This window comes from Pseudomonas sp. UBA5706 (assembly GCF_002419965.1).
Lineage (GTDB): Bacteria > Pseudomonadota > Gammaproteobacteria > Pseudomonadales > Pseudomonadaceae > Aquipseudomonas.
Map to the genome: position 1 here is coordinate 245,242 of NZ_DIHC01000011.1, position 24,494 is coordinate 269,735.

The 24,494-nt window shown below is 60.6% G+C and carries 24 protein-coding genes; 6 read left to right on the forward strand and 18 right to left on the reverse strand.

The window, feature by feature from the left end; genetic code table 11:
• Positions 1–69: 69 nt before the first annotated feature.
• On the forward strand, positions 70–1,497 hold the full coding sequence (locus tag B3I26_RS06870) for a DUF2723 domain-containing protein (RefSeq protein ID WP_296256357.1): 1,428 nt from the start codon (positions 70–72) through the stop codon (positions 1,495–1,497).
• A 221-nt stretch (positions 1,498–1,718) separates the two neighbouring features.
• Here B3I26_RS06870 and B3I26_RS06875 read toward each other — a convergent pair whose 3' ends face one another.
• The 4 genes from B3I26_RS06875 to B3I26_RS06890 all read right to left on the reverse strand — a co-directional run bounded on the left by B3I26_RS06875 (position 1,719) and on the right by B3I26_RS06890 (position 5,683).
• A complete protein-coding gene (locus tag B3I26_RS06875) occupies positions 1,719–2,450 on the reverse strand; it encodes an Ig-like domain-containing protein (RefSeq protein WP_296256359.1) in 732 nt (243 codons plus the stop codon).
• Positions 2,451–2,815: 365 nt separating this feature from the next.
• Positions 2,816–3,025, reverse strand: a complete 210-nt coding sequence (locus tag B3I26_RS06880) for a DUF2945 domain-containing protein (RefSeq protein WP_296256361.1) — start codon at positions 3,023–3,025, stop codon at positions 2,816–2,818.
• Between the two features lie 14 nt (positions 3,026–3,039).
• Complete coding sequence (locus tag B3I26_RS06885; RefSeq protein WP_296256491.1) at positions 3,040–4,860, reverse strand: glycoside hydrolase family 15 protein; 1,821 nt, start codon at positions 4,858–4,860, stop codon at positions 3,040–3,042.
• Between the two features lie 22 nt (positions 4,861–4,882).
• Positions 4,883–5,683, reverse strand: a complete 801-nt coding sequence (locus tag B3I26_RS06890) for an SDR family oxidoreductase (protein WP_296256363.1) — start codon at positions 5,681–5,683, stop codon at positions 4,883–4,885.
• A 312-nt stretch (positions 5,684–5,995) separates the two neighbouring features.
• On the opposite strand from B3I26_RS06890, the gene B3I26_RS06895 reads away from it, so the two are divergent.
• On the forward strand, positions 5,996–6,925 hold the full coding sequence (locus tag B3I26_RS06895; protein ID WP_296256365.1) for a LysR family transcriptional regulator: 930 nt from the start codon (positions 5,996–5,998) through the stop codon (positions 6,923–6,925).
• A 131-nt stretch (positions 6,926–7,056) separates the two neighbouring features.
• Here B3I26_RS06895 and pstB read toward each other — a convergent pair whose 3' ends face one another.
• The 7 genes from pstB to B3I26_RS06930 form a co-directional block, all read right to left on the reverse strand.
• Positions 7,057–7,836, reverse strand: a complete 780-nt coding sequence (pstB, locus tag B3I26_RS06900) for a phosphate ABC transporter ATP-binding protein PstB (protein WP_296256366.1) — start codon at positions 7,834–7,836, stop codon at positions 7,057–7,059.
• Positions 7,836–8,714 (reverse strand): phosphate ABC transporter permease PstA, encoded by an 879-nt coding sequence (gene pstA, locus B3I26_RS06905; protein ID WP_296256368.1) that lies wholly within the window; start codon positions 8,712–8,714, stop codon positions 7,836–7,838. Before pstA ends, pstB begins: the two co-directional genes overlap by 1 nt.
• Entirely contained in the window at positions 8,711–9,706 is a 996-nt protein-coding gene (gene pstC / locus B3I26_RS06910; protein ID WP_296256370.1) for a phosphate ABC transporter permease subunit PstC, read from the reverse strand. Before pstC ends, pstA begins: the two co-directional genes overlap by 4 nt.
• Before the next feature lie 67 nt (positions 9,707–9,773).
• Entirely contained in the window at positions 9,774–10,793 is a 1,020-nt protein-coding gene (gene pstS, locus B3I26_RS06915; RefSeq protein ID WP_296256371.1) for a phosphate ABC transporter substrate-binding protein PstS, read from the reverse strand.
• Positions 10,794–11,116: 323 nt separating this feature from the next.
• A complete protein-coding gene (locus tag B3I26_RS06920; RefSeq protein WP_296256372.1) occupies positions 11,117–12,424 on the reverse strand; it encodes an MFS transporter in 1,308 nt (435 codons plus the stop codon).
• 62 nt (positions 12,425–12,486) lie between these two features.
• Positions 12,487–13,680, reverse strand: coding sequence for a CaiB/BaiF CoA transferase family protein (locus B3I26_RS06925; protein ID WP_296256374.1), 1,194 nt, complete (start codon positions 13,678–13,680; stop codon positions 12,487–12,489).
• 1 nt (position 13,681) lies between these two features.
• Positions 13,682–14,506, reverse strand: a complete 825-nt coding sequence (locus B3I26_RS06930) for an enoyl-CoA hydratase/isomerase family protein (protein ID WP_296256376.1) — start codon at positions 14,504–14,506, stop codon at positions 13,682–13,684.
• A 283-nt stretch (positions 14,507–14,789) separates the two neighbouring features.
• Between B3I26_RS06930 and B3I26_RS06935 the strand changes: the two genes are divergently transcribed.
• The gene (locus B3I26_RS06935) at positions 14,790–15,470 is read left to right on the forward strand and encodes a GntR family transcriptional regulator (protein ID WP_296256378.1); all 681 of its coding nucleotides are present in this window, start codon (positions 14,790–14,792) and stop codon (positions 15,468–15,470) included.
• A 200-nt stretch (positions 15,471–15,670) separates the two neighbouring features.
• Here B3I26_RS06935 and B3I26_RS06940 read toward each other — a convergent pair whose 3' ends face one another.
• From B3I26_RS06940 to B3I26_RS06960, 5 genes are all read right to left on the reverse strand, one after another.
• A complete protein-coding gene (locus B3I26_RS06940; protein ID WP_296256379.1) occupies positions 15,671–16,447 on the reverse strand; it encodes an ABC transporter substrate-binding protein in 777 nt (258 codons plus the stop codon).
• 134 nt (positions 16,448–16,581) lie between these two features.
• Positions 16,582–16,938 carry a RidA family protein gene (locus B3I26_RS06945; protein WP_296256381.1) on the reverse strand — a complete coding sequence of 119 codons (357 nt, stop codon included), beginning with the start codon at positions 16,936–16,938 and terminating at the stop codon, positions 16,582–16,584.
• A complete protein-coding gene (locus tag B3I26_RS06950) occupies positions 16,935–18,359 on the reverse strand; it encodes an NAD(P)/FAD-dependent oxidoreductase (RefSeq protein WP_296256383.1) in 1,425 nt (474 codons plus the stop codon). The genes B3I26_RS06945 and B3I26_RS06950 overlap by 4 nt, the downstream gene beginning before the upstream one ends.
• Positions 18,352–18,678, reverse strand: a complete 327-nt coding sequence (locus B3I26_RS06955) for a (2Fe-2S)-binding protein (protein WP_296256385.1) — start codon at positions 18,676–18,678, stop codon at positions 18,352–18,354. Before B3I26_RS06955 ends, B3I26_RS06950 begins: the two co-directional genes overlap by 8 nt.
• Positions 18,668–19,792, reverse strand: coding sequence for an NAD(P)/FAD-dependent oxidoreductase (locus tag B3I26_RS06960; RefSeq protein ID WP_296256387.1), 1,125 nt, complete (start codon positions 19,790–19,792; stop codon positions 18,668–18,670). The genes B3I26_RS06955 and B3I26_RS06960 overlap by 11 nt, the downstream gene beginning before the upstream one ends.
• Before the next feature lie 121 nt (positions 19,793–19,913).
• Here B3I26_RS06960 and B3I26_RS06965 point away from each other — a divergent pair, with 121 nt between their 5' ends.
• From B3I26_RS06965 to B3I26_RS06975, 3 genes are all read left to right on the forward strand, one after another.
• On the forward strand, positions 19,914–20,819 hold the full coding sequence (locus tag B3I26_RS06965) for a LysR substrate-binding domain-containing protein (protein WP_296256389.1): 906 nt from the start codon (positions 19,914–19,916) through the stop codon (positions 20,817–20,819).
• A 78-nt stretch (positions 20,820–20,897) separates the two neighbouring features.
• Positions 20,898–21,242 (forward strand): hypothetical protein, encoded by a 345-nt coding sequence (locus B3I26_RS06970; protein ID WP_296256391.1) that lies wholly within the window; start codon positions 20,898–20,900, stop codon positions 21,240–21,242.
• Positions 21,243–21,566: 324 nt separating this feature from the next.
• Positions 21,567–21,830 (forward strand): hypothetical protein, encoded by a 264-nt coding sequence (locus B3I26_RS06975; protein ID WP_296256392.1) that lies wholly within the window; start codon positions 21,567–21,569, stop codon positions 21,828–21,830.
• A gap of 145 nt (positions 21,831–21,975) precedes the next feature.
• Here the strand turns inward: B3I26_RS06975 and xylB are convergent, their stop codons facing one another.
• Both xylB and B3I26_RS06985 read right to left on the reverse strand, forming a co-directional pair.
• Entirely contained in the window at positions 21,976–23,460 is a 1,485-nt protein-coding gene (xylB, locus tag B3I26_RS06980) for a xylulokinase (RefSeq protein WP_296256394.1), read from the reverse strand.
• Positions 23,461–23,488: 28 nt separating this feature from the next.
• The gene (locus B3I26_RS06985) at positions 23,489–24,487 is read right to left on the reverse strand and encodes a LacI family DNA-binding transcriptional regulator (protein ID WP_296256396.1); all 999 of its coding nucleotides are present in this window, start codon (positions 24,485–24,487) and stop codon (positions 23,489–23,491) included.
• Positions 24,488–24,494 lie beyond the last annotated feature (7 nt).

The window sequence follows — 24,494 nt, forward strand, 5'->3', positions numbered from 1 at the left end:
AAGCAAGCTTGGCGTGCGCAAACGTGAGCGCACCGCTTCATTCGCAGAACAGAGACAGGAGTGCAGTTGATGGTGGCAGTCGTACGTAACCGGGCATCGATTTTGATTCCCTTGCTGTTGGCAATCGGAGCGATCGTTGGCAGTTTTCTCGCTTCCAGCGGCCCCATCCAGTGGATGGACAACGGCATGTTTCTCGCCGACGCCTCCCAGGGCCAGTATTTCAGCCAGACCCTGGGCCCGCTCGACCACCCGCTTTACCTGTTCATGAGTACCGCATTGTTTGCAGGCTTCGGGCCTTACGTGCTGAGCTTCATGAACTCATTGCTGCTGATTCCATTGGGCTGGGCGGTGTATCGACTGGCCAAAGGCGCCGGGGCCACGACCCAGCAGGCCCTGCTGTCAGTCGCCGCTGCCGTGCTGTGTCATTGCGTGTTCTGGGTCTCGACCAAGGCTGAAGTCTACGTGCTGCACTCCGTGCTGGTGACGCTGGCCTACATGGTCCAGTTCCGCGACAAGCCGCACCTGGGCGTGGTCCCTGCGCTGTTTCTGATCGGCGTGCTGACCGGACTCGCTGCGGCGATTCATCAACTGACCTTCATCGTGCTGTTCCCGCTCTACGTGCAATTGCTGTGGCAGCACAAGGCGCGGATTCTAGTCACTATTCCCGGCTTCATCCTCGGTTTCGCAGTGGCCATTCCCGGCATCCTTAACGAAATGCAAAACGGCCTGGGGCTGCTCGACATCGCCCACCGCTACCTGATCGGCATCCCTGACCGCACCACCGAACAAAGCTGGCAGAGTTCACTGTTTCGCTTCGACGAAATCTGGCACGAGAAAAACTCAGTGGTGCTGCTGTTACTGTCGTTGATCGGGCCGCAACTGGTTGGCCTGCTGCTGTTCCCGAAAAACCCGACCCTGCGCGTGCTATGGGCTGCGGCGATGATGAACTTCATTTTCGCGGTGTCCTATAACGTCACCGACCGCTTCACCTTCTTCCTGCCCGGCGCAGTGCTTCTGAGCATCATCGGCGTGATCCAGCTACAAGCGTTGCTGCCCCGCAATGCTGCAGGGCTGGTCAATGCATCCCCTCTTACCGCGCCAGTGCTGATCCTGGCGGTGTTTGCGGTCTACGCCAGTGGCGCCATTCAACTGCCGATCCACAAGGAGCCACTGCCGTTCCGCGATGATATTCACTACTTCATGGCCCCTTATTTGAGCGACCGCTCCGCCGAAGCATTCGTGCGCAGCTACGAAAAGTCTGTCCCGCAGGGCGCGCTGATCATCGCCGACTGGACCCCCAACGGCGCACTGCGCTCGGCACAGGCCAGCGGTCTGCTCAAGGGGCGTACGTTCGAGTCGTGTGACGAAGTTGCGAACATTGACGAGTACCTCAATGGACCCGGGGCGTACCTGGCGCGCACCAGTTACTGCGGGAAGATTGCCGATCGGTTTACGTTGGAGACGTTGCCAGTGGGGTATGAGTTGCGAGCGAAGTAACCTGATAGTGCGAGATAGCGGCGCATCCATTTCGGGCGCAGCGTCTTCCCGCATCTCCTCATAGTAACGTCCCCTGCGATGGGGAAACGAATGATTACTTACCGGCATGCCAGCGGCGACAAGTATAGTTTGAATTTCAACTCGCTTGAGCCGCCTGCTCACTTAGCCGCCACGCCGGCATAACCACCGATCATACAGGCATACAGGCATACAGGCCTGAATTACGGTGTCATTCTTAGATTGTCCAGCTTTACCTGTGCGCCACTAATTGCATCTTGCGGAGATATCGACATTTTAAACCGCAGCTTTTTAATGATTTTCGACCCTCGCACGCCCAGAGTGAAATCCCGAACTGTGTCACTGGGCCATCGAGTGAAGTCTTCACTCGCGACAACAACGTCTTGCTCAGTCATGGCATCGACCCTATGATCTGCGACAGCCCTATAATAGTATAGTTGACATGCGAAAGACACGACGGAGTAAGAAGCGTTAAAGATCAAGTCGATTTCCAGCGTTCTCAAAGCGCTATTATTTAGATTGGTACGTATTCCCACTATTAATTTTTTTCCCGCAATGCCGGGCAAAACTTCGGGATGATCCACAATCTCCTTAGTATTGAACCCCCAACTTCCAGGGGTCTCTTCATACGAACCGATTATTTGGTATAGGGGTCGTGGAAGCCAAAAGAAAGACCCTTCTGGGGCATCTTCAAAGTCATCAACATCCACCTTATCCGCGATAATAAACGTCCAGGGTGGCGAAATTTCACCCATGTATCTCCCCGTCAGGCTGTGGCCTCCGACTGAAAGTCCCGAAACTGGGTAACTCCACTGCCCATTGACCAGATCCGCCCATCCTAACCGAACACCATTATCCAGAACCTCTACTTGATCCAGCGTCTCTACTTGGCCGGCATCTTGGGTGTTCGTGTTTGTCCTTGATGAGTTGCTCATTTCAGTTGATCCTGCAAGACGGTGAAGAGTTACAGTAGCATGGACGCGAGCAACCTAATCCAGACTTCTTTACCCTTCGGGGAGCGCACTGAAAATACACGATCTATTTAAACCAGTGAAAACAATTAGTTAAGACCCTTAATTGCTCTTCGCGATAATGGTTAGGCCGAATAAATCTATTAATCGCTCCACGGGGACGGTTCATTACCCTGCAAAAACGAGAACACCGCGTTCGCTTACAGTCGCGACGCCTACCGGCACATTCGGAGTCATAACCACGGACCCGTAGACAAGATTAACGCTGAGAAAACACAGTACGGACGAATTTATCGACCGAAAATCCATTAAAGCTTTATTGCAACCGGTTATGCCTTTTCCAGCGCCCCTTCCTTATGCAGCGCCAAATGCCCGGTCTTGTCACTTTTGACTTCGTACTGAGGTGCTTCTTTAGAGGCAGGGCGATGGCGGCCCATGAACTCGATATCCTGGGTGTGAACTCGGATCACGACGCCTACGACATGGCCGATATCCGAATCCCAGCGTACGTGATCGCCTTTTTTGAATGCATGGGCCATGTTCGTTCTCCTGTTCAGGGCTGCCAGAGGGTCTGACCGCCTCCGAGTTTGCGGTCCAGGAAGGTGGCGGCGCTGATCAGTGCCAAGTGACTGAGGGCCTGAGGCGTGTTGCCCAGATGATGCCCGTGGGTGTCGAATTCTTCAGCGTACAGCCCCACTGGATTGGCGTAACGCAGCAGTTGTTCGAACTCCAGATGCGCCTGCTCCACGCGCCCTGCCCGGGCCAGGCATTCGACGTACCAGAACGAACATGCCACGAATGCGCCTTCCTCACCGTCCAGGCCATCGCCGTACTCGTCGTCATTGCGATAACGAAAGACCATGCCGTCGCGCACCAGCGTGCGTTCAATGGCTTTCAGGGTCTGTAGCCACTTGGGGTCGCTGGCGCCGACGAAGCGTACCAACGGCATCAACAGCATCGACGCGTCGAGGTTCTTGCTGCCCTTGTGCTGGACGAAGTGACCAAGGTCCTTGTCCCAGAAGTTGTCCCAGATATCGTCATGGATCGCCTGGCGCTCCTTCGTCCAGCGCTCGAACGGCGCGGGCAGCGAGCGCTTGAACGACAGACGCAGCGCCCGGTCCAGCGCCACCCAGCACATCAGGCGCGAGTGCAGAAAATGCTTGTCGTCGCCGCGCATCTCCCAGATCCCGACGTCCCTGCTGCGCCAGTTATCGCACAGCTCGTTGACCAACCGCGTGGTGTTCTTCCAGCCATCGTGGGAGATCGCCTCACCGTATTTGTTGGCCAGATACACCGCGTCCAACAGTTCGCCGTAGATGTCCAGCTGGGTCTGTTTGTAGGCTTCATTACCGATGCGTACCGGGGTCGCGCCGCGATAGCCTGAAAGGTGCGTGAGCTCTTCTTCGGGCAACTCTTCACGGCCAGCCAGCGAATACAGGATGCCGAGCTTGGTCGATTCGTCAGAGCAGTCGCCCATGCGCTCGCGCACCCATTTCATGAAGGCATTGGCTTCCTCGGTATAACCCAGGCGCATGAAGGCATAGACGGTGAACGAGGCGTCGCGGATCCAGGTGTAGCGATAATCCCAGTTGCGCGCGCCGCCCTCTTCTTCCGGCAACCCGAAAGTAGCCGCCGCGACAATTCCGCCGTGTTTGCGCGAGGTCAGCAGCTTGAGCGCCAATGCGGAACGGTTGACCACTTCGCGCCAGCGGCCCTGGTAATGGGAATGACGACTCCAGTGCTGCCAATAGTGCACCGTCTTCTTGAGGTCGTCATCGCACTGGGTGGCCCTGACCTTGTGATCGTCAGCACCGCCGAGCATGAACTCGACGATGTCGCCCTGCTTCATCTCGAAGTCGGCCACCGCAGCCTGATCGTCGAGCTGCAGGTCAACGGTGGCACATAGGCGAAGGGGCGGCTGATCCTGCGCCTCGAAACGCACATCAGCTCCATCCATCACGGCGCGGGTTTCAGCACGACTGTAGTCGTGTCGCACCCGGCAGAGCATGCGCACCCGGGTGGTGCCATGGCGCACGTGAATCCGGCGTACCAGCCTCGGCAAGTCATCGACTTCGTCGGCGATGGGCATCAGGTCCGTGACCTCGACCACCGCATCCCTGGCAATCCAGCGGGTCATCAGCACGTTGGTTTCAGGCAGGTAAAGCTGCTGGCGGCGCGCATCGGGCAGGCATGGCGCCAGTTGAAAGATGCCGGCGTCCGGCGTGTCGAGCAGCGCGCTGAAAATGCTCGGGCTGTCAAAATCGGGCCAACAGCAGAAGTCGATGCTGCCGGTGTCAGCCACCAGCGCGGCACTGCGCATATCGCCGATGATGCCGTGATGCTCGATCGCGTTTTGCGCTTCATCGTGCGGCATGCCGCCGGTGGTGCGGATGGGTTCAGCCATTGTTGCGAAACTCCGGATACAGGCTCATGCCGCCGTCGATGAACAAGGTAGTGCCATGCACATAGTCGGACGCGTCGGAGGCCAGCCAGACCACGGCATTGGCTACATCTTCAGCCTCTCCGACCCTGCCATAGGGGATCAGCTTCAACAGTTGCTGCTCAGCATCGCCGGAGGTCGCTTTGGTGTTGATGGCCGTGCGAATCGCACCCGGCGCAATGCTGTTGACGCGAATGCGTTGCTCGCCGACTTCCTGGGCGATGCTGCGCATGAGCAGATCCACCCCGCCCTTGGAGGCTGCGTAGTTGACGTGACCGGCCCAGGGAATGACCTGATGCACAGAACTCATGTGAATGATCTTGCCCAGCGCGCGGGAAATCTCTGGCCGAATCTGCTGCGTGGCGAACTGACGCAGTGCCGCGCGGGCGCAGAGAAACTGGCCGGTGAGATTGACGTTAATGACCGTGTTCCAGTCCTCAAGGCTCAGTTCGGCAATCGGCGCATCCTTCTGCAGGCCGGAGTTGGCAATGAGGATATCCAGCCTGCCAAAGGCTTTGATGGTCTCGGCGAACAGTCTTTCGACCTCCTCTTCCTTCGAGACGTCAGCGCCGACGGCAATCGCCTGGCCACCCGCCTTGAGGATTTCGTCCACCAGTTTCTGCGCAGGTTCAGGCTGGGAGTGGTAGTTGATCACCACCGCAGCACCGCAGGCGGCAAGCCCTCGTGCGGCGCCAAAACCGAGGCCGGAGCTGGCGCCGGTCACCAGCGCGATCTGGCCTTTCAAGGAAATCTGCATGGAATGTCGAGCCTCATGGTGAGCGTTTAGATGATGACTGATGCGGCGCGCCGGAAGTTCAGCGGGGATAAGGCGTCGCGGTGTCAACGACGCCCTGTAGCCGTCCAGCTTACCGGCGAAGGCGGGTCTGACATCGATACCGCCAGTACGCCGGATGGCTACAGAGGTCAGTGTTCGGCGCATTAACCAACCAGTCCGCGAAACATTCGGTTACGCTGGACGGCTGGCAACGCCGATCCATAAACTGTCGACCATCATTTCGCCATCTTCTTCACAAGCAGGGCCGGGCATGTCGGGTAACGGGGACGAGTTATGAATCGCAACGAGCTGCGCAAGGCCGATATCAACCTGATGGTGGTGTTCGAGACCTTGATGCAAGAGCGCAACGTTACCCGTGCCGCCGAGAAACTGTTCCTGGGTCAGCCGACCATCAGTGCGGCCCTCAATCGCTTGCGGGCACTGTTCAACGATCCGTTGTTCATCCGCGTGGGACACCGCATGGAACCCACAGCGCGGGCCAACGAGATCATCCATCACCTGTCGCCCGCGCTGGACGCGATGTCCGTGGCCTTAAGCCTGACCCGTGATTTCGACCCGGCCAGCAGCGACATGACCTTCCGCATCGGCCTGTCCGATGACGTCGAGTACAGCCTGTTGCCGTCATTGCTGCGGGACATTCGCGAGGAAGCGCCGGGCATCGTGATCGTCATCAAGCAGGTCAACTACTGGAATATCTCGGAATTGCTCATGTCCAGCGAGATTACCGTCGCCGTGTGCATGACCCGCGAACTGCCAGCCAACGCCAAGCGCAAGTTGCTGCGTAGCGTGCAGCCGATGGTGGTACGCGCCGATGCTTCGCCGGAGCCGATCACGCTCGATGAATACTGTACGCGCCCCCATGTGGTGGTCTCGCACGTGGCCAACATTTCCAGTTTCGCCGATGAATGGCTGGCGGCCATCGGACGCAAGCGTCAGGCGGTGCTGTCGGTGCCGCAATACAGCACGTTGCCGGCCCTGATGGCGGGCACCAATCTGCTGTGTAACCTGCCGGATCACCTGACGCTGGCGATGAGCAAAGCGGGATTGCTGCGCGGCGAGCCGCTGCCGTTCATCACGCCGAACCTGGAGTTGTCGATGGTCTGGTTGAGTGTGATGGACACCGACCCTGCGGAGCGTTGGTTGCGCAAGAAACTGGAGCAATACATGGGGGCCGAAATCACCGTTGCCCCAGTGCCGATCTGAATCGCACCGTGGCGCTGTAGCAGCACGGCTGCCCTGCGGCGGCGGTTATGAAATCGCCACCGCAGGCAAGCCCGACTGCTATAGCCGATGTTCGATCGATAAAGACATGATCATCGCCGTGGCGTCGCAACTCAGCCGAAGCGACCGGTGATGTAGTCTTCGGTCTGGGTCTTGGACGGCTTGGTGAAAAGGGTGTCGGTGTCGCCGTGTTCGATCAGTTCGCCCATGAACATGAAGGCGGTGTAATCGGAGCATCGGGCCGCTTGCTGCATGTTGTGGGTGACGATGACCACGGTGAACTGCTCCTTGAGTTCGGTGATCAGCTGTTCGATGCGGCCGGTGGAGATCGGATCAAGCGCTGAAGTCGGCTCGTCGAGCAACAGGACCTGCGGACGCAGGGCAATGGTACGGGCAATGCACAGACGCTGCTGCTGACCGCCGGACAGGCTCTGCGCACTTTGCTTGAGCTTGTCTTTGACCTCATCCCACAGGGCAGCGCCGCGCAGGGCCTCTTCCACACGCTCCTCCATCTCGCGACGGGACAGTTTTTCGTGGTGGCGCACCGCGTAGGCAATGTTGTCGTAGATCGACATGGGGAACGGCACGGGCTTCTGGAAGACCATACCTACATGGCTGCGCAGCCGGTTCATCGAATAGCCGGGTGCCAAAATGTTTTCGCCATTGAGGATCACTTCTCCCTTGGCTTCCTGCTTGGGGTACATCGAGTAGATCCGGTTGAACACCCGCAACAGGGTCGACTTGCCGCAACCTGACGGACCGATGATCGCGGTGATGCGCTTCTCGGGGATGCTCATGTCGATCGACTTCAGCGAACGATGGCCGTTGTAGAAAAACTCAAGGTTGCGGACCTGGATTTTGGTTTTTTCGTCGGCCAGGGAAAGGTTGTTCATCAGGACGCCTTATTGCGCAAAAGGAGAAGACGGGAACTGAGGCTCAGCAACAGTACGAACAAAGTCAGAATCAAGGCGCCGGCCCAGGCCAGGGAATGCCAGTCATCGAACGGGCTCATCGCATACTGGAAGATCACCACGGGAACGCTCGCGATGGGTTTGAGCACGTTGCTGCTCCAGAACTGGTTACCGAAGGCGGTGAACAGCAGCGGCGCGGTTTCCCCGGTGATGCGCGCCAGTGCCAGCAGCACACCGGTCACGACCCCGGCCTTGGCGGCACGCAGGACGATCTGCAGGGTCAGTTTCCATTGCGGTACGCCCAGCGCCAGCGCAGCTTCGCGCATGGTCGAAGGTTGCAACTGGAGCATTTCGTCGGTGGTGCGGACCACGACCGGGATCACCAGCAGGGCCAGAGCCAGGGCACCGGCGATGGCCGAGAAACCCACCTGGTGGTTGGTCAGCGCACTGACCGGCAGGATGACCGCGGTATACACAAACAGCCCCAGCACGATCGAAGGCGCCGAGAGCAGAATGTCGTTGATGAAGCGCACCGCGTTGCCCAGCTTCGAGTGACGGGCGAATTCGGCCAGCCAGATACCGGCCATCAGGCCGATCGGGGTGCCAATCAACAGGCCGATGCCCGACATCAGGACGCTGCCGTAAAAGGCATTGGCCAGGCCGCCTTCGGAACCTGGTGGCGGCGTCATCTCGGTGAACAGGCGCAGGTTCAGCGCCTCGAAACCGTTGATCACGGTCGTCAGCAGAATCCACACCAGCCACAGCAAGCCGAAGGCCGTCGCGCCGCAACTAAGGACAAGCGCGATCATGTTCTTGATCGCGCGGGCGCGGTACAGGTTCTGGTTATCGGGCTGACTCATAGACCCTCCTTGCGCGATAGGCGAGACAACATCAAACGGGCAATCGCCAGGACGATGAAGGTCACCACAAACAGCAAAAAGCCAAGGGCAATCAGCGAAGAACGGTGCAGGTCGGTGTAGGCCTCGCTGAACTCGTTGGCGATCACCGAGGCGATCGAGCTGCTGGGCATCATCAGCGAGGCCGAGAACTGATGGGCGTTACCCAGCACGAAGGTCACGGCCATGGTTTCACCCAGCGCGCGGCCCAGCCCCAGGAAGATTCCGCCGACCACCGCCGAACGGGTATAAGGCAGGACGATGTCCCAGACCACTTCCCACGTGGTACCGCCCAGCGCGTAGGCCGACTCCTTGAGCGCCACCGGTACGCTGCGGAACACCTCAGTCATCACCGAGGTAATGAAAGGGGTAATCATGATCGCCAGCACGATGCCGGCCGTGAGCATGCCGATACCCAGTGGCGGGCCCTGGAACACCGGGCCGATCACGGGCAAGGCGCCCAGGTTGTCGTTGATCCAGGGAGCCATGTTTTGCGCCATGAACGGGCCGAAGACGAACAGTCCCCACATGCCGTAGATAATCGAGGGAATACCCGCCAGCAGTTCAACGGCGGAAGCAATCGGCATCCGCAACCAGGGCGGCGCCACTTCAGTCAGAAAAATCGCGATGCCGAAGCTCACCGGAACGGCGATCAGCAGCGCGAGAAAGGAGGTCACCAAGGTGCCGTAAATCGGTACCAACGCGCCAAAGTGGCCGGTGACCGCATCCCATTCGGTACTGGTAAGAAATTCGAATCCAAAGGTCTTGAACGCCAGGGCGCCGCCCCAGAGTGTCGAACCGGCGATACCGGCCAGCAATAGCAGCACCAACATAGCCGCTCCCAGCATCGCGCGCCGGAACCAGGCGTCGTGCCGATGATCGCGGGCCGCGCGTTTGTCGCTCTCGGACGTCATGTCCGTAACGGCAGCGGGCATATAGTGGGTGTTCTCAGTCATGGGGTTCCACTCGCAAAGAAACCCTGTCACCGAGCGCTCGATGACAGGGGTAAGCCGGATAACGTCGTTACTTGGTGAACTCGGTTTTCCAGTAATCTTCGATCTTGCTGACCAGCTCCTTCGGCAGAGGGACGTAGTCCAGCGACTCGGCCTGAGCCTGGCCCTTTTCCAGCGACCACTTGAAGAACTCAAATGCAGCAGCGCTCTTCTCGGCGTTTTTCGGCTGCTTGTACATGATGATCCAGGTGGTTGCAGTGATAGGCCATGCCTCAGCGCCCGGGGCGTTGGTCATGATCAGGTTGAAGTCCTTGGCGTCTTCCCATTTGGCGGTCGCGGCCGCAGCGGCGAACGCTTTGGCGCTAGGCTCGACCACTTTGCCTGCAGCGTTTTCCAGCTTGGCAAAAGCGATGTTGTTGGTCTTGGCGTAGGCAAATTCGACGTAGCCGATCGAACCCTTGATCTGCTTCACGTAGGCAGCGACACCCTCGTTACCCTTGCCGCCCACACCGACCGGCCACTGCACGGCCGAACCTTCGCCGACGGCGGTTTTCCACTCAGGGCTAACCTTGGCCAGGTAGTTGGTGAAGTTAAAGGAAGTACCCGAACCGTCCGAACGGTGCACCACGGTGATGGCGGTGGCCGGCAGGGTCAGGCCTTTGTTCAGGGCGACGATCGCCGGGTCGTTCCACTTGGTGATCTTGCCCTGAAAGATGTCAGCCAGGACCTTGCCGGTCAGTTCCAGTTTGCCGGTTTCGATGCCTTCGACGTTGATGACCGGAACGATGCCGCCGATCACGCTAGGGAACTGGCCCAGGCCGCCTGCCTGTAAGTCTTCAGCCCTGAGAGGAGCGTCCGAAGCGCCGAAGTCAACGGTCGCGGCCTTGATCTGGGCGATGCCACCGCCCGAGCCGATGGACTGGTAGTTGATCCTGGTGTCGGTGCTCTTGCTGTAATCGGTAGCCCATTTGGAGATGACGGGAAAAACGAAGCTTGAACCCGCACCCGTGACGTCCGTAGCGTGTGCCATTCCGGTCAGGCACATCGAAGCCAGCAGGAGTGACAGGCGAGTTTTTGTCAGCAGATTCACGGCAATACCTCAACAAGAGAATGGGTGGGTGTGGTCGCAGTTGAAGACCCGAGGCAGATTTAAAACCGGAAACATTTCTGTTTGATGACAGTCTTTAGACAGCGCGAAAAATCAGCGACTTTTCTAGGTGATCGTTCACGACCGGTAACGGCAAAACCCCCGTTTTCACTGGAGAAAACGGGGGTTATCCGGTGTTGATAATTTAATATCAATGCGCCACATCACGGTGGCAGGCGATGGTTTGATTGTGGGTTTACGCGGCCGCCCGCTTGCACCTGATACCGCTGACAAGCCGCACGGCCACACACACGTCAGGGTCCATTCTATTTTGGGATCGGCTCCAGCGTTTCTTGTGTTTCGACATTTTGCGGCGTTGCCTTAAGGTCGGCGGTGAACGGTTTTTCCGGCCTCATTGTGAACGTCAACAACACCCCCGCCGCCATGATGCCGATGGACACCAGGAAGGTAATATTCCAATTGCCGCTCTGATCGATGAGGTATCCCGCCAGGACCGGGCTGACGATCGCAGCCGTGAAACCGGTGCCGCTCATGATCCCGCTGGCAGTGCCGGAGCGGTCATAGGCGATGTCCATGGGAATCGCCCACATGGGGCCAATGGTCATTTCATTGAAGAACATGGCCGCGCCCAGGCACAGCAAGGCATACATTGGCTCGTGGAGAATCAGCACCGGAATCAGCGACAGCCCGGTCAAGGCCATGCAGGTGGCCACCATGTAGCTACGCGCCCAGCGCAGGTTACCGGTACGGCGCAGCAACCGGTCGCTGATCATCCCGCCTGCCAGATCGCCCACGACGCCCGCAAAGAACACGCCGGAAGTAAAAATCACAGCACTTTTGATATTCAGGTTGAAGTTGTGCATGAAGTACAACGGCATCCAGCTGAGCATCAGCCAGAGAATCCAGTTGTAGCAAAAATACACGCTGGAGACCGGCAGCATGCGTTTGTACAGGCGTGCCCATGTGCCGGGAATGTCCTTGGGGTGAATCTTCGGCGCGGGTAACGTGCGCAATTCGTCCTGGGTGATGCGCGGATGATCGGCCGGTTTCTCGGTGTACGTGACGCACCACAGCACCAGCCAGCCGAAACTCAGTGCACCCAGCAGGTAAAACGCGAAACGCCAGTCGTAGGCGCTCATCAACGCCATCACCAGCACCGGCGCCACGGCATTGCCCAGGCGCGCCGCCGAATGCGTGATGCCTTGTGCCATGCCACGTTTGTCCTTGGCCACCCATGACGCCATCGCGCTGGTTGCCGCAGGAAAGGTCGCGCCCTCCCCCAACCCCAGCAGCAAGCGCGCCAGCACCAGCGACACGAAGCCGCCCGCCATGCCGGTAAGCGCCGTCGCGATGGCCCATATAAAGGCACACGCCACCAGCGTACGCTTGGCACCGAAGCGGTCGCTCACCCAGCCGCCAATGAACTGGAAGATCACGTAGGGATAGGCGAACGCAGAGAAGATAAAGCCCAGCTGCGTATTGCTCAGCCCCAGTTCGGCGCTGAATTGACTGGCCGCGGTGCTGATGTTGACCCGGTCGACATAGGTGATGAAGTACATCAGGCACAGCATCACCAGCACGGTGGTGGTCGCCTTGATCTTTAGCCCTTTCATGGTTGCGGTCCTCAGTGTCTTTTTTTGTAGTTGTTCACTAATGCGCTGGATGAGGCTTGGGGTCACAGTGCCAGAATCGCGCCCTCACGCCGCAGCTCGCTGATCTGCGTGGCGTCATATCCATACTCGGCGAGGATTTCCAGGGTGTGCTCGCCCAGCAGGGGCGACGGGCGATTGACCTGTTTCGGGGTTTCGGAAAAATGAATCGGCAAGGCGATGCTGCGTGCCGAACCCGTGACCGGGTGATGCGTCTCGACGATCATTTCCCGTTCCAGAATCTGCGGGTGCTCGACCGCCTGGGAAATATCCAGCACTGCGCCCACCGGCAGCCCGGCGACGTCCAGCCGTGCGACCCAGTTATCGGTGGTGTCCTGCACCAGGCATTCGGTGATCAGCTCAACCAGCGCCTGGCGATTGTTCATGCGCAGCACATTGCTGGCGAAGCGCGGGTCGTCGCTGATGTGCGGCGCGTCCAGCACCTGCAACAGGCGTTCGTAGTTGCCCTGATTGGCGGCGCCGATATTGATCCAGCCGTCCTGGGTCCTGAACGCCTGATACGGTGTGCTGGTGGAGTTGGCCGAGCCCATCTTCGGCAGGATCACGCCTTCGGAAAAATAGTTCGCGGCGGGCCAGTACATCTGTTGGAAGCCTGCTTCCAGCAACGAGGTGTCGACCACCTGCCCCAGCCCGGTCTTCTGCTTGTGGGCGTACGCTGCCGCGATACCCAGCGCTGCGAGAATTCCGGCGTTGATGTCGGCAATCGGTGAACCGGCCTTGATCGGGGCCTGCCCCGGCTCGCCGGTGGAGCTCATAAGACCTGAAAGACCCTGGGCAATCAGGTCAAAACCGCCCTTGTCGGCATAAGGGCCGGTGCGTCCATAACCGGACACGGAACAGTAAATCAGCCCGGGGTTGAGCTCCTTCAGCGCGTCGTAGCCCAGCCCGAGCTTTTCCATGGTGCCTTTACGGTAGTTTTCGGTGACTACATCGGCGTCAGCCAGCATGCGTCGCAGCACGTCCTTGCCTGCGTCGGTCTTGAGGTTCAGGGCGATGTCGCGCTTGTTGCGGTTGAGGATCATGAACGAGGCGGATTCACCGTGCTCCAGGATCGGCGCGAATCGGCGGCAGTCATCGCCATCCATTTTCTCGACCTTGATCACGTCGGCGCCCATGTCAGCCAGCATCATTCCGCAGATGGGGCCGGACATGATGTGCGACAGCTCGATGACCTTCATGCCTTGCAGTGGACCAGCCATATCAGTTGCCTCCAAAAACAGGTGTGCGTTTGGCGAGAAAGGCCTGATAGCCGATCTGGAAATCCTCGGTGCCGAAGCAATCGAACGCCTCGTCGTACTCGTTGGCACTCAAGGGTGTGGGGTCGATGCAGCGCTGCACGAAGCGTTTGTGCCAGCGCGCCACCAGCGGCGCGCCGTCGGCGATACGACGCGCGCTGATCATCGCCTGCTCCTCTACCCGGGCATCGCTCACCACGCGGCTGACGATGCGTTTATGCAGCGCTTCGGCGGCGTCGAATACGCGTCCCTCCAGCAAAATCTCCAACGTGACGTCGGGGCCGGCGATGCGCATCAGTCCACTCATTTCATCGTGGGACATCGCCAGCCCCAGCTTGCTGACCGGCACGCCGAAACGGCTGGACTCCCCGCAGATACGAATATCGCAAAGTGATGCGATTCCCAGCCCGCCGCCAACGCAAATGCCATGAATCATCGCCACCAGCGGATGCCGGCATCGTGCGATCGCGCGCAGTGCGCCGTGCATGACGGGTCCGTACTGCCGCGCCTGTTCGACATTGCTGCGATGGGTTTCGAATTCGGAAATGTCGTTGCCCGGACCAAAGGCTTTGGTGCCCGCGCCACGAATGATGATGCAGCGCACCGAGTCATCGGCGTCCAACGCGCTGATAGTGTCTTCCAGCAGTTGCCACATGGGCATCGTGGTCGCATTGAGCTTGTGGGGCCGGTTAAGAATGACAATGGCGAGCGCACCGTCGCGTTCGAGCAACACCGGCGGTGCCGGGTGCGCTGCGGCGGGGGCGATGGCGGATGACGCGGGGGTGTTCATGGCTGTTCCTTCTCTTGTTATGAACGGTATTTGGGATACCGTTTTATATTTTTGGAATCCCAAATATAGCGATCGCGAGATTCCATGCAAGATTTTTTTAAGGTATGACCGATTCCGGGAAGGCATGCGCGACGTTCCGTAACCAGTGAAATAGGCTGTTTTTAAAGGAGGACGTCGCATGCTGGGTGCGCCAATGGATAAAAATGACGATCCCACGGATAATCGCATCTACGACGATAGGAGGCTTACGCGCTTCTTATGGGATACCGATGGGGATTTAAGGATGTCCGAGATCACTGCAACGAATATTAACGAAGCGGCCTACGCCGCACTGCGCGAGCGGATCATCAGCGGCGAACTGGCACCCGGCGCTCCGCTGTCCGAACGCGCCCTCTGCGAAGCACTGGCGGTGTCACGCACACCCTTGCGTGAAGCGATCAAGATGCTGGCCCGTGAAGGACTGGTGGAAATTTCCGCGACCCGACGCGCGAAGGTGGCCAGCGTCACGCTCCATGAGGCCGCAAACATGCTCACCTTGCTGGCCGCCCTGGAGGGATTATCGGGTGAGCAGGCCTGCCAGAAGATTTCCGGCTCGGACATTGCCGAACTCGAACGGCTTCAGGCAGCAATGCGCCAAAGCTACGAACAGCGGGATCTGCCGGGTTATTTCGAGTTGAACCAGGCCATACATCTGAAAATCCTCGCCGTGGCCGACAATCAGGTCCTGTCGGAGATGTTCGGCAACCTTAACGCCCGCCTGCGCCACGTACGCAAGCGCCTGACGCCAACCCCCGGTCGCTGGTTGCAAGCGGTGACCGAACACGAACAGATGCTGGTCTATCTGAAAAAAGGCGAGAGCAAAAAACTGCGTGCGCTGATGGAGGACCACCTGCGTAACAAGATCGACGTATTCCTGGCGACAATGCTGGAGCACGGGATCGTGAGCGTGCAGCGCTCGGCGTGAGGGCTGCACGGTCCAGCGTTCGCCCACAGGGCGTAGGAGCTTGGCACGCCGCCGACCTGGTGCGAAGCGCAGGCGAAACCAGGCACGCGGTCTGTCGGGTCTACCAAGGTGCCTGGTTTTGGTGCCGGTACCCGACCGGTCGTCAGCACGCTGGCCTCCCACCCACGGAGAAACCTCCGCCCCGCAGCGGCAGCGTTTGATTAGTCCCCGTAGATATCGAAATCGAAGTACTTGCGCTCGATCTGCTCGTAGGTGCCGTTGGCCCGAATCGCCGCCAGCGCCTGGTTGAAGCGCTCCTGCAACGGGTCGCCCTTGCGCACGGCCACGCCGATCCCGGTGCCGAAATATTGCTCTTCAGTGAATGCCGGCCCCACGAAGGCGTAGTCCTTGCCTTCCGGCTTTTTCAGCAGGCCTTCGTCGATGGCTACGGAGCTGGCCATGGTTGCGTCGATCCGCCCGCCGAGCAGGTCAAGGAATACTTCGTTTTGCGAGCCATAGCTGACGATCTGCGCACCCGCCGGGACGAATTTGTCGGTGACGTAACGCTCGAAGTTGGTCGCGCGCTGCACGCCGATGCGCAAGCCTTTGAGCTGCGCGGGAATGTCGCTGATGCCACTGCTCTTGCGCACCACCAGGCGGGCCGGAATGCGGTAGTAGCGGTGGGTGAAGTCAACCGATTTCATGCGCTCTGGGGTGATCGACATCGACGAGATGATCGCATCGACCTTCTTCACCTTGAGCGCCGGAATCAGGCCGTCGAACTCGTTCTCCTTCCAGACGCACTGCACGTTCATTTCAGCGCAGAGCGCCTGGCCGATGTCGTAATCGAAACCGACGATGCGGTTGTCCGCGGTTTTCGAGGCGAAGGGTGGGTAAGCGGCTTCAATGCCTAGCTTCAGCGGCGCATCGGCGGCATGAGCGTTAAAGGCAAGCGCTGTGGCCAGGCCCAACGTAGTGACGAGATTTCTGATGTTCATGCATGGCTCCGGACGATGTTGTTCAAGTCGGGCGAACCCCTCATAAGGGTCGCGCCCGTTATGGCAGCAGCAATGTGAACAGCGGGTGGGCGCTCTATGCGCAGGCGAACGGCGCCCTGCCCTTGCAGCAAAAATCAGACGGCGGCGGTGACGATGATCTCCACCAGGATTTCAGGGTCATCGAACATCACCTGGCAGGTGGCGCGTGCCGGGGTTTGCGCGGCATCGACCCAGGCGGTCCAGGTTTCATTCATGCCGGCGAAATCGGCGGTCATGTCCTTCATCCAGATCTGCACGCTGAGCAGCCGGCCCTTGTCGCTGCCTGAGGCGGCCAGCAGTTCGTCGACACGTTGCAGCACCTGACGGGTCTGGCCACGAATGTCCTGGGTGCAATCGGCGGCGACGATACCCGCCAGCCAGGCCACGCCGTTGTGAACCACGCTGCGGCTCAGGCGCGGGTTGCTTTCGATACGGTGGATCGAGGTGCTCATGTCGGGCTCCTTTGAGGGGTTGAGGATGTGGATGACTCAAACTCAAGTTCGCTGGCCAGCTGCGCCAGGGTGATCGGCTTGAGCGGTGGGCGAATGCGGTAGTAGCCGACCTGCGCCGGCGGGACATTGCGATGCTCGGCGATGATTTCCGTGACGCTCAGACCGCACTGACGGCCCTGACACGGCCCCATGCCGCAGCGACCAAAGGCCTTGGTCTGATTGGGGCCCAGGCAGCCGAGGTCGACGTAACCGCGAATGGCCCCGGCGCTCACTTCCTCGCAGCGGCAGACGATGGTGCCGTCCTCGGGGACGCGATTCTGCGCGTGGGGACGGTACAGCGCGTCGATCAGCGGCCGCGCCGCACATTGTTTGCGCAGCAGGCGGCGCCAAGGCTTGGCAAGGGTTTGCAGGCTTGAATCATCGATTTTCTGCAATCGACGAGCGATCGCCAGCGCCGCCAGACGCCCTTCGGTCGCGGCGGCATTGGCGCCGCCGATTGCGCCACCATCACCGGCGATGAAAATCCCCGGCAGGCTGGTTTCGCCCCAACTGTCGCGGCGGGCAACCCAGCACAACTGTTGCTCGCTCCACTGGTGCTCGGCACGCAGGGCCTGGCTGATGTGGGTGCTCGGCACGACGCCCTGATGCAGCAGGATCAGCGCAGCCCCGAGCGTGTGCGACCGGCCTTCGCTGTCAAAGCACAACGCTTCGGCACGTTGCCCACCTTGCACCCGCAGCTGGCGCGCGCCGCGGTAATGCCTGACGCCAGCCCGCTTGAGCGTTGCCAGCAACGACACACCCTTGAGCAGGTCTCGCCAGCCCGCAAGTGCCTGGCGCAGTTGACGCCAATGGCTGAACAGGTCACGCAGCGCGCCGGTGTCGACCAACGCCTGGACGCGAATTCCGGCACGCAGGTATTGCACCGCCAAGAGGTACAGCAATGGCCCGCACCCGGCCAGGATCACCGGGCCCTGTGGCACCAGCGCGGCACCCTTGAGCAGGATCTGACCCGCGCCTGCGGTCATTACACCCGGCAGCGTCCAGCCGGGGATCGGCATCGGACGCTCCATGGCACCTGTGGCGATGAGCAACTGACGCCCCTGCAGCACACGCGCCTTGCCCTCAAGCAAAAAGTGCACGCGGCACTCCTCGGTCACCTGCCAGACCGCCGCATTGGGCTGATAGCGCACGTCGCTGGCAAGCAGCGCTTCGACCAGCTTTTGCCCTGCGGTGTAGTCGCTGCCCAGCACCTGGCGAGTGCGTGCGTCTGCCTGGGCGACATTGCGCCAGATCTGCCCGCCGGGGCTGCTCTGCTCGTCCAGCAGCACCACCGCCAGTCCAAGGGACGAGGCTTGCAGCGCTGCACTGATGCCTGCGGGGCCAGCGCCAATGATGATCACGTCAACCCGCGAGTCATTCATCGGCCTGCCCTCCCCTCAACAGATCCCGCGCACCGCGCTGACGCCGAACACGCATGCCTTCGGCGACCTGAATCAGACACGCCTGGCAATTGGCCTGACCGTCGACCTCCACCAGGCATTCGAAGCACACGCCCATCATGCAGTAGGCCGCGCCAGGCCTGCCGCTGACCGGGCTTTCACGGGTATGCCCAAGGTCATGGGTCATTAAGGCAGCCGCCAGTGAGACGCCAGCGGGTACCGTCAGCGGCGCACCTTCAAATTCGATCTGCACGTCATGCTGTGCCCGTTGCAAAGGTCGGAACAGCGCTTCAGTGGGCATAGGCCACCTCGCTCTTGCCGTCGAACCGGGCCAGGTTGAATGTTTTTATCCCGGGTTCTTCCGCCTGCCCGGCGATCCACGGCGCCAGACGCAATGCGTGGGCAGCCGCCAGCGTAACGCCGCTGTGGCAGGTGACGACGAACGCGCCGGGACTGTCCTGGACGGCCTCGTAGACCGGGTAGCCATCGGCGCTGAGCACACGCAATGCGCCCCAGGCACGCACCATGCGCACCTCGCCCAGACGCGGAAAGCACTGCACGGCGCGAGCGGCGATTTCGGACATCACCGCACCGCTGGTGCGATCGTCGAACCCCACGGCCTCCAGCGAGTCGCCCAGTTGCACCGTGCCTTCGTCGGTCTGGCGCACGTAAGTGGTTGGGTAATGCAAAAACGGTTGCAGCCGCTCAGTGACCAGAATCTGACCGCGATTGGGCCGCACCGGCACGTCCAGACCCAGCATCGCGCCGAGCGGGCGGTTGCCCAGCCCCGCAGCCAGCACCAGGTGTCCGGCACTGAAGCGCTGTGCCCCGGCCCGCAGCTCGAAGCCACTGGCGCGCCGGTCGATTGTCTCGACGCGCAAGCCGTTGACGATCTCGACCCCGCGCGATTGACAAGCGGCGTACAGCGCGCGCAGCAGCTTGAGCGGATTGACATGGCCATCCATCGGCGTGTAGCAGGCGCCGACCACACCCGGACCAACGCCCGGAAGGCGCGCCTTGAGCTGCTCGGGGTCAAGCAGCTGGTAGGGATAGTCACCGTCGAACGCCTCGTGCAGCCAGGCCAAGCGGCGGGTTTCTTCGGCCAGTTCTTCATCGCTCAGGCACAACTGAAACCCGCCGGGTTGGCGCAGATGCACATCGATACCAGTGTCGGCTTGCAGCAAAGCGTTGAATTGCGGCCACAGCGCCACGGACCGTCGAGTCCAACTGGCGTAAGGTGCATTGCCATAGCCTTTGCCCTGCACCCAGAGCAGGCCGAAGTTACCGCGAGCAGCGCGCAGGGCATCGTCCCCTTCGTCGAGCACCGTCACCTGACGCCCCTGCATGGCCAGCCCATACGCAATGGACATACCTACCAAGCCGCCGCCAACCACAATCAAATCAGTCTTGTGCATAATTCATTTCTTGGCCTGCCGCCCAATAAGCCCCGATAACTTCGATGCTAGTGGCTCTGTCGCGGCTGTGAAAAATGCTTTATTTTCTGTCAGCCATGTCTTTTTGTTATGGAATCGCTAAATGAATCTGCGCCAGCTCGAAGCCTTCAGGGCCGTCATTCTCGGCCAGACCGTTACTCGCGCCGCTGAAATGCTGCACATCTCGCAACCGGCAGCGACGCGGCTGATTGCCAGCCTTGAAGAGGACATAGGCTTTACCCTCTTCGACCGGGTCAAAGGTCGACTGCAGCCCACGGCCGAAGCAATGACGCTGTATCAGGAAGTGCAGCGTTCGCTGGTGGGGGTCGAGCGCATCGCGCGGACCGCGCAGGACATCCGCAGCCTCAAGCGAGGGTCGCTGCAAATCGCCTGCGCCCCGGCCATGGGATTGGTGTTCATGCCTCGAGTGATCGCCGCGTTCATGGCTGAGCATGACGGCGTGCAGATCTCGCTCGTGGTGCATTCGTCCTCGGAAGTCATCGATCTGGTGGTGGGCCAGCGCTGTGACCTGGGCATCATCGTGCTGCCCAACACCTACCCCAGCCCGCGTTCGGAAAAGCTGCTGGCAACCCGCATGCTGTGCGCACTGCCTGCGGGTCACCGGTTGTGCGAGAAACCGGTCATCGTGCCCGAAGACCTGCGCGATGAAGCGTTCATTTCCTACCCGCACTCGATCGGCTCACGGCAGCAGATCGATACGCTATTCGCGGCCCATGGCGTCGAGCGGGAATTGCGCCTGGAAACCCAGCTGTCGCAACCCATGTGCGAATTCGTCGAACATGGCTTGGGCGTGGCGCTGGTGGATGTGCTGAGCGCGGTCAACCATCGCGGCACCGGGCTCGTTTTCAAGGCTTTCGAGCCTGCGATCGAAATGGACTTCAGCATGCTGTTGCCGGTGCATGGACCTGCTTCGAAGCTGCAGGTGGCCTTTCTCGAACACACCCAGGCGTTCATCGCCCGCCACGTGCCCGACGCCTATCGCTTTTGACCGTCTGTCGGTAAGAGGGCACCAGTTCCCCAGGCTGGCGGACCAATGTGTATCCACGACAGAAAAGGGATTCACATCATGATCACTAAGAAATTGACTGCCCTGACTCTAGCCAGCCTGCTTGCTGTAGCCACTGGCTCCGCATTCGCAGGTTCAACCGGCCCGACCGATCCAGTCGGCACCAACAGCTCCAACACCACCGGCCCGCGTAACAGCAGCCAGGGCCCGAACACTGACGGCACCCCGAAAACCGGCGCAGGCAGCAGCTCCCTCCCAGGCACCGAAGGCATGGGTAGCGCCAATGGCAATGGGTCTTCTGCTGAAGGCGGCGGTATGAGCAACAGTAAAGGGATGGGCGGCAGTGGCGGCGGTGGCGAAGGCGCCGGCGCCGGCGGTGCGGGTGGGTCCAGCGGTAGTAAATAATCGCATAGAGGTGGCCTGACCCCACCCGGTTAGAACCAAAGCCTTTACTGCGGGAGCGATCGAATTCGCTCCCGCAGTCATTTGTGAACCCAACATTGCCCTTCATCAGCCTGAGGCGTTTCGATCATCGATGCCCTGCTGCTCCCGTCCTGCGTAAACCCGCCTCTTGACTCGTTACCTCGCCCCCAGGCGGCTGCCGCTCTGGAATTCGGCGCCCTTGATTAACGCATGCCTGCAGGACGCTAAATTATCCCCGCAAACTGCCGATAAGCCATCAGTAAGGTCCCACGCTCGGGCCGAAATCGATGAACGAAAGGCGCAGGTATGTACAACATTTTTCTGCTGGTAGAGCATGGCCGCGATCAGGGCGAAGTTTCCGTTCTCGGCTGGTTTGACAATGAACGCGCAGCCAAGGACACGGCCGAGGCGATGGAATGGAAGGCGTATCGCGAAGAGTCCAAGCGTCATCACCAGTGGTCCAGCAAACCCTTGCTACCACCGGATCAGACCTCCCATCGGCGCTTCTGGGTCAAGGGCATTTCCAAATTCAGCCATACCCCGGCACCACGCTCATGGGCTGTGCATTGATCGATCGACCTCTATGGCTGATGGATGTCCAAGGCCGGCGCTTTTTCGACTCGCCTGGAGCTATAACGTTGGAGGCGCTGCTGGTCAACGCGGCGAAGCCTGTGAGCTGTCCGGCAACGCCAGGCACCCGTGGCGTTGACGCTGCTTAGCCGTGCAACCCTTGCGCGGCTGACAACAGCCCTCGAAACTTCGCGTAGCGCACCTGCAAGCCCGGTTGCATTGATGCCATCGGTTGATACCGCGCCTTGATCGGCATCCCGTGGGGCCATACACCCTGCCCCTGATCGATGGCCATCAGCCCCAGTTTTGCCGCGCCGATGCAGGCGCTCAGCTCACTGCCTTGCAACGTATAGACTTCGCGATCCAGAATGTTGGCCAGCAACTGCGCCCAATATTCACTGCGGGCGCCGCCGCCCACCAGCGCGCAGGCGTTGACCCTGGCCCCGGCCGAGAGCACGGCGTTCATGGCATCCAGCAAGCCGAAGCCCACGCCCTCCAGCACTGCATAGCCGAGCATCGCGGGCGTACTGTCGTGGCCAAGACCCATGAATCCACCGCGCAGTTGAGGGTCATTGTGCGGGGTTCTTTCGCCGGCCAGATAGGGCAAAAACAACGGCAGGGTCGTGGCGACAGGCTGGTCGGGCGGCAGCGCCCTGCACACCAGGTCCAGCAGTGCCTGCTCATCCGTTTGCCCCAACAGCCGCGACACCCAGCGCAAGCAACTGGCCCCTGCGAGCATCGCGCCCATGGTGTACCAGCGCTCAGGCAACGCGTGACAAAACCCATGCACCGCACTGGACGGATTGCCCGCCGGATGATCAGTGATCGCGACGATGGCCGCGCTGGTGCCCAGCGTCACGAATGCATCGCCTGCATTGACCGCGCCGATGCCCACCGCTGACACCGGATTGTCGCCGCCACCGGCAGCAACGGGCAGGCCCGCAGGCAACCCGAGCAACTGCGCGACCCCTGTGATCAGGCTGCCGGACAGTTGGTCGGCCTCCTGCAACCTGGGCATCTGTCCCAGGTGCAACCCGGTGGCGCGCAGCATCGGCTCGTACCACTGACGCCGCGCCACATCCAGCCACAGCGTACCGGCGGCATCGGACATGTCGCTGATCCGCTCGCCAGTCAGCAGCAGCCGCAAGTAGTCCTTGGGCGACAGCACGCAGTCGATTCCGGCAAACACTTCAGGCTCGTGTTGCTGAAGCCATAACAGCTTCGGCGCCGTCAGCCCGGCCATTGCCAAGCTGCCAGTGATCCGGGGGTAATCAGGGAAGTCGCGATTCAACTGTTCAGCCTGCGCTACCGCCCGCGAATCGTCCCAAAGGATGGCCGGATACAGAATCTGCCCCGCGCCATTCAACAGCACGGCGCCGTGCATTTGCCCGGATAAGCCCAGGCATTGGATACGCTTCCAGGCCTGCGGGTGCTCGCTGCGCAACTGCCCCAGCGCGTCTGCGCAGGCCCGCCACCAGTCGGCAGGATTCTGCTCGGACCAACCGGGCTGCCGACGCGAAACCGTCAGCCGCGCCCCGGCCTGGGCCAGCACCGTGCCTGCTGCGTCGAGCAAAATGGTTTTAAGTTCCGAGGTGCCCAGGTCGATGCCCAGGGAAACAGCTTGGCTCATATCGCTTGGATTCCTGTCAGCAAGCCCTTCACGGGCATCCACATGAATTTCGTATGCGCAATGTAGCCGCCAGTCGCTCGGATTGCCGTGTTCCGTCGGGGCTGGCGATACGCTGCAGCAACAATTGCACTGCGCGCGCACCCAGCGCCTGCACCGGTTGGGCGACCACACTGAGCCGCGGCAGGAAAAAATCCGCCCAGTCGAAATCGTCGAAACCCACCAGGGCCATCTGCTCCGGCACGGCAACGCTGGCCTCTCGCAACGCTTGCATGGCGCCGATGGTCATCAGGTTGTTGGCCGCCAGGATCGCGCCGGGTGGGTTCGGCAACGCCAACAGCGTGGAAGCGGCCAGCCGCGCCAACTCGCTGTTGGACTCACCGTGGACCAACAGCGCCGGGTCGAACACCAGCGCTGCCTGTGATAACGCCTGCCGGTAGCCCTCGATGCGTTCTTCGGTGGTGCTCAAACCCCGACGCCCGGCGATCATGCCGATCCGCCGATGGCCGTGGCCGATCAGGTGGGCGACCAATTGCCGGGTCGATTCGCGGTTTTCCACCCCCACCTGATCGAAGCCGTCCGCTGCCAGCCGGTCCACCAGCACCGTGGGGATGGCGTTGGCCTGCAGGTAGGCCAGCGCCGTCCGTTCGGGGTCGCTGGAAGGGGCCAGCAAAATACCATCGACCCGCCGGTGGTGCAGGGCCCGGACCACTCGCAGTTCCTGTTCGGGATCATCGTGGGTATCAACGAACAACATCATGATGCCGTGGCGCGCACACTCGGTTTCAATGGCGTGAACGGTCTCGCTGAAGTAGTGGTTGGATAACGCCGAAATCGCCACGCCGATGGTGTTGGTGCGCGAACGGGCGAGCGAGCGCGCCAGGGTGTTGGGGATATAACCCAGCTCCCTGACCGCCTGCTGCACGGCTTCAAGGGTCTGCGGACTGACATTACGCGTGCCGTTGAGCACATGGGACACCGTTGACGTCGATACATGCGCCCGTCGCGCCACGTCCTCCATCTTGACCACCGCGTTT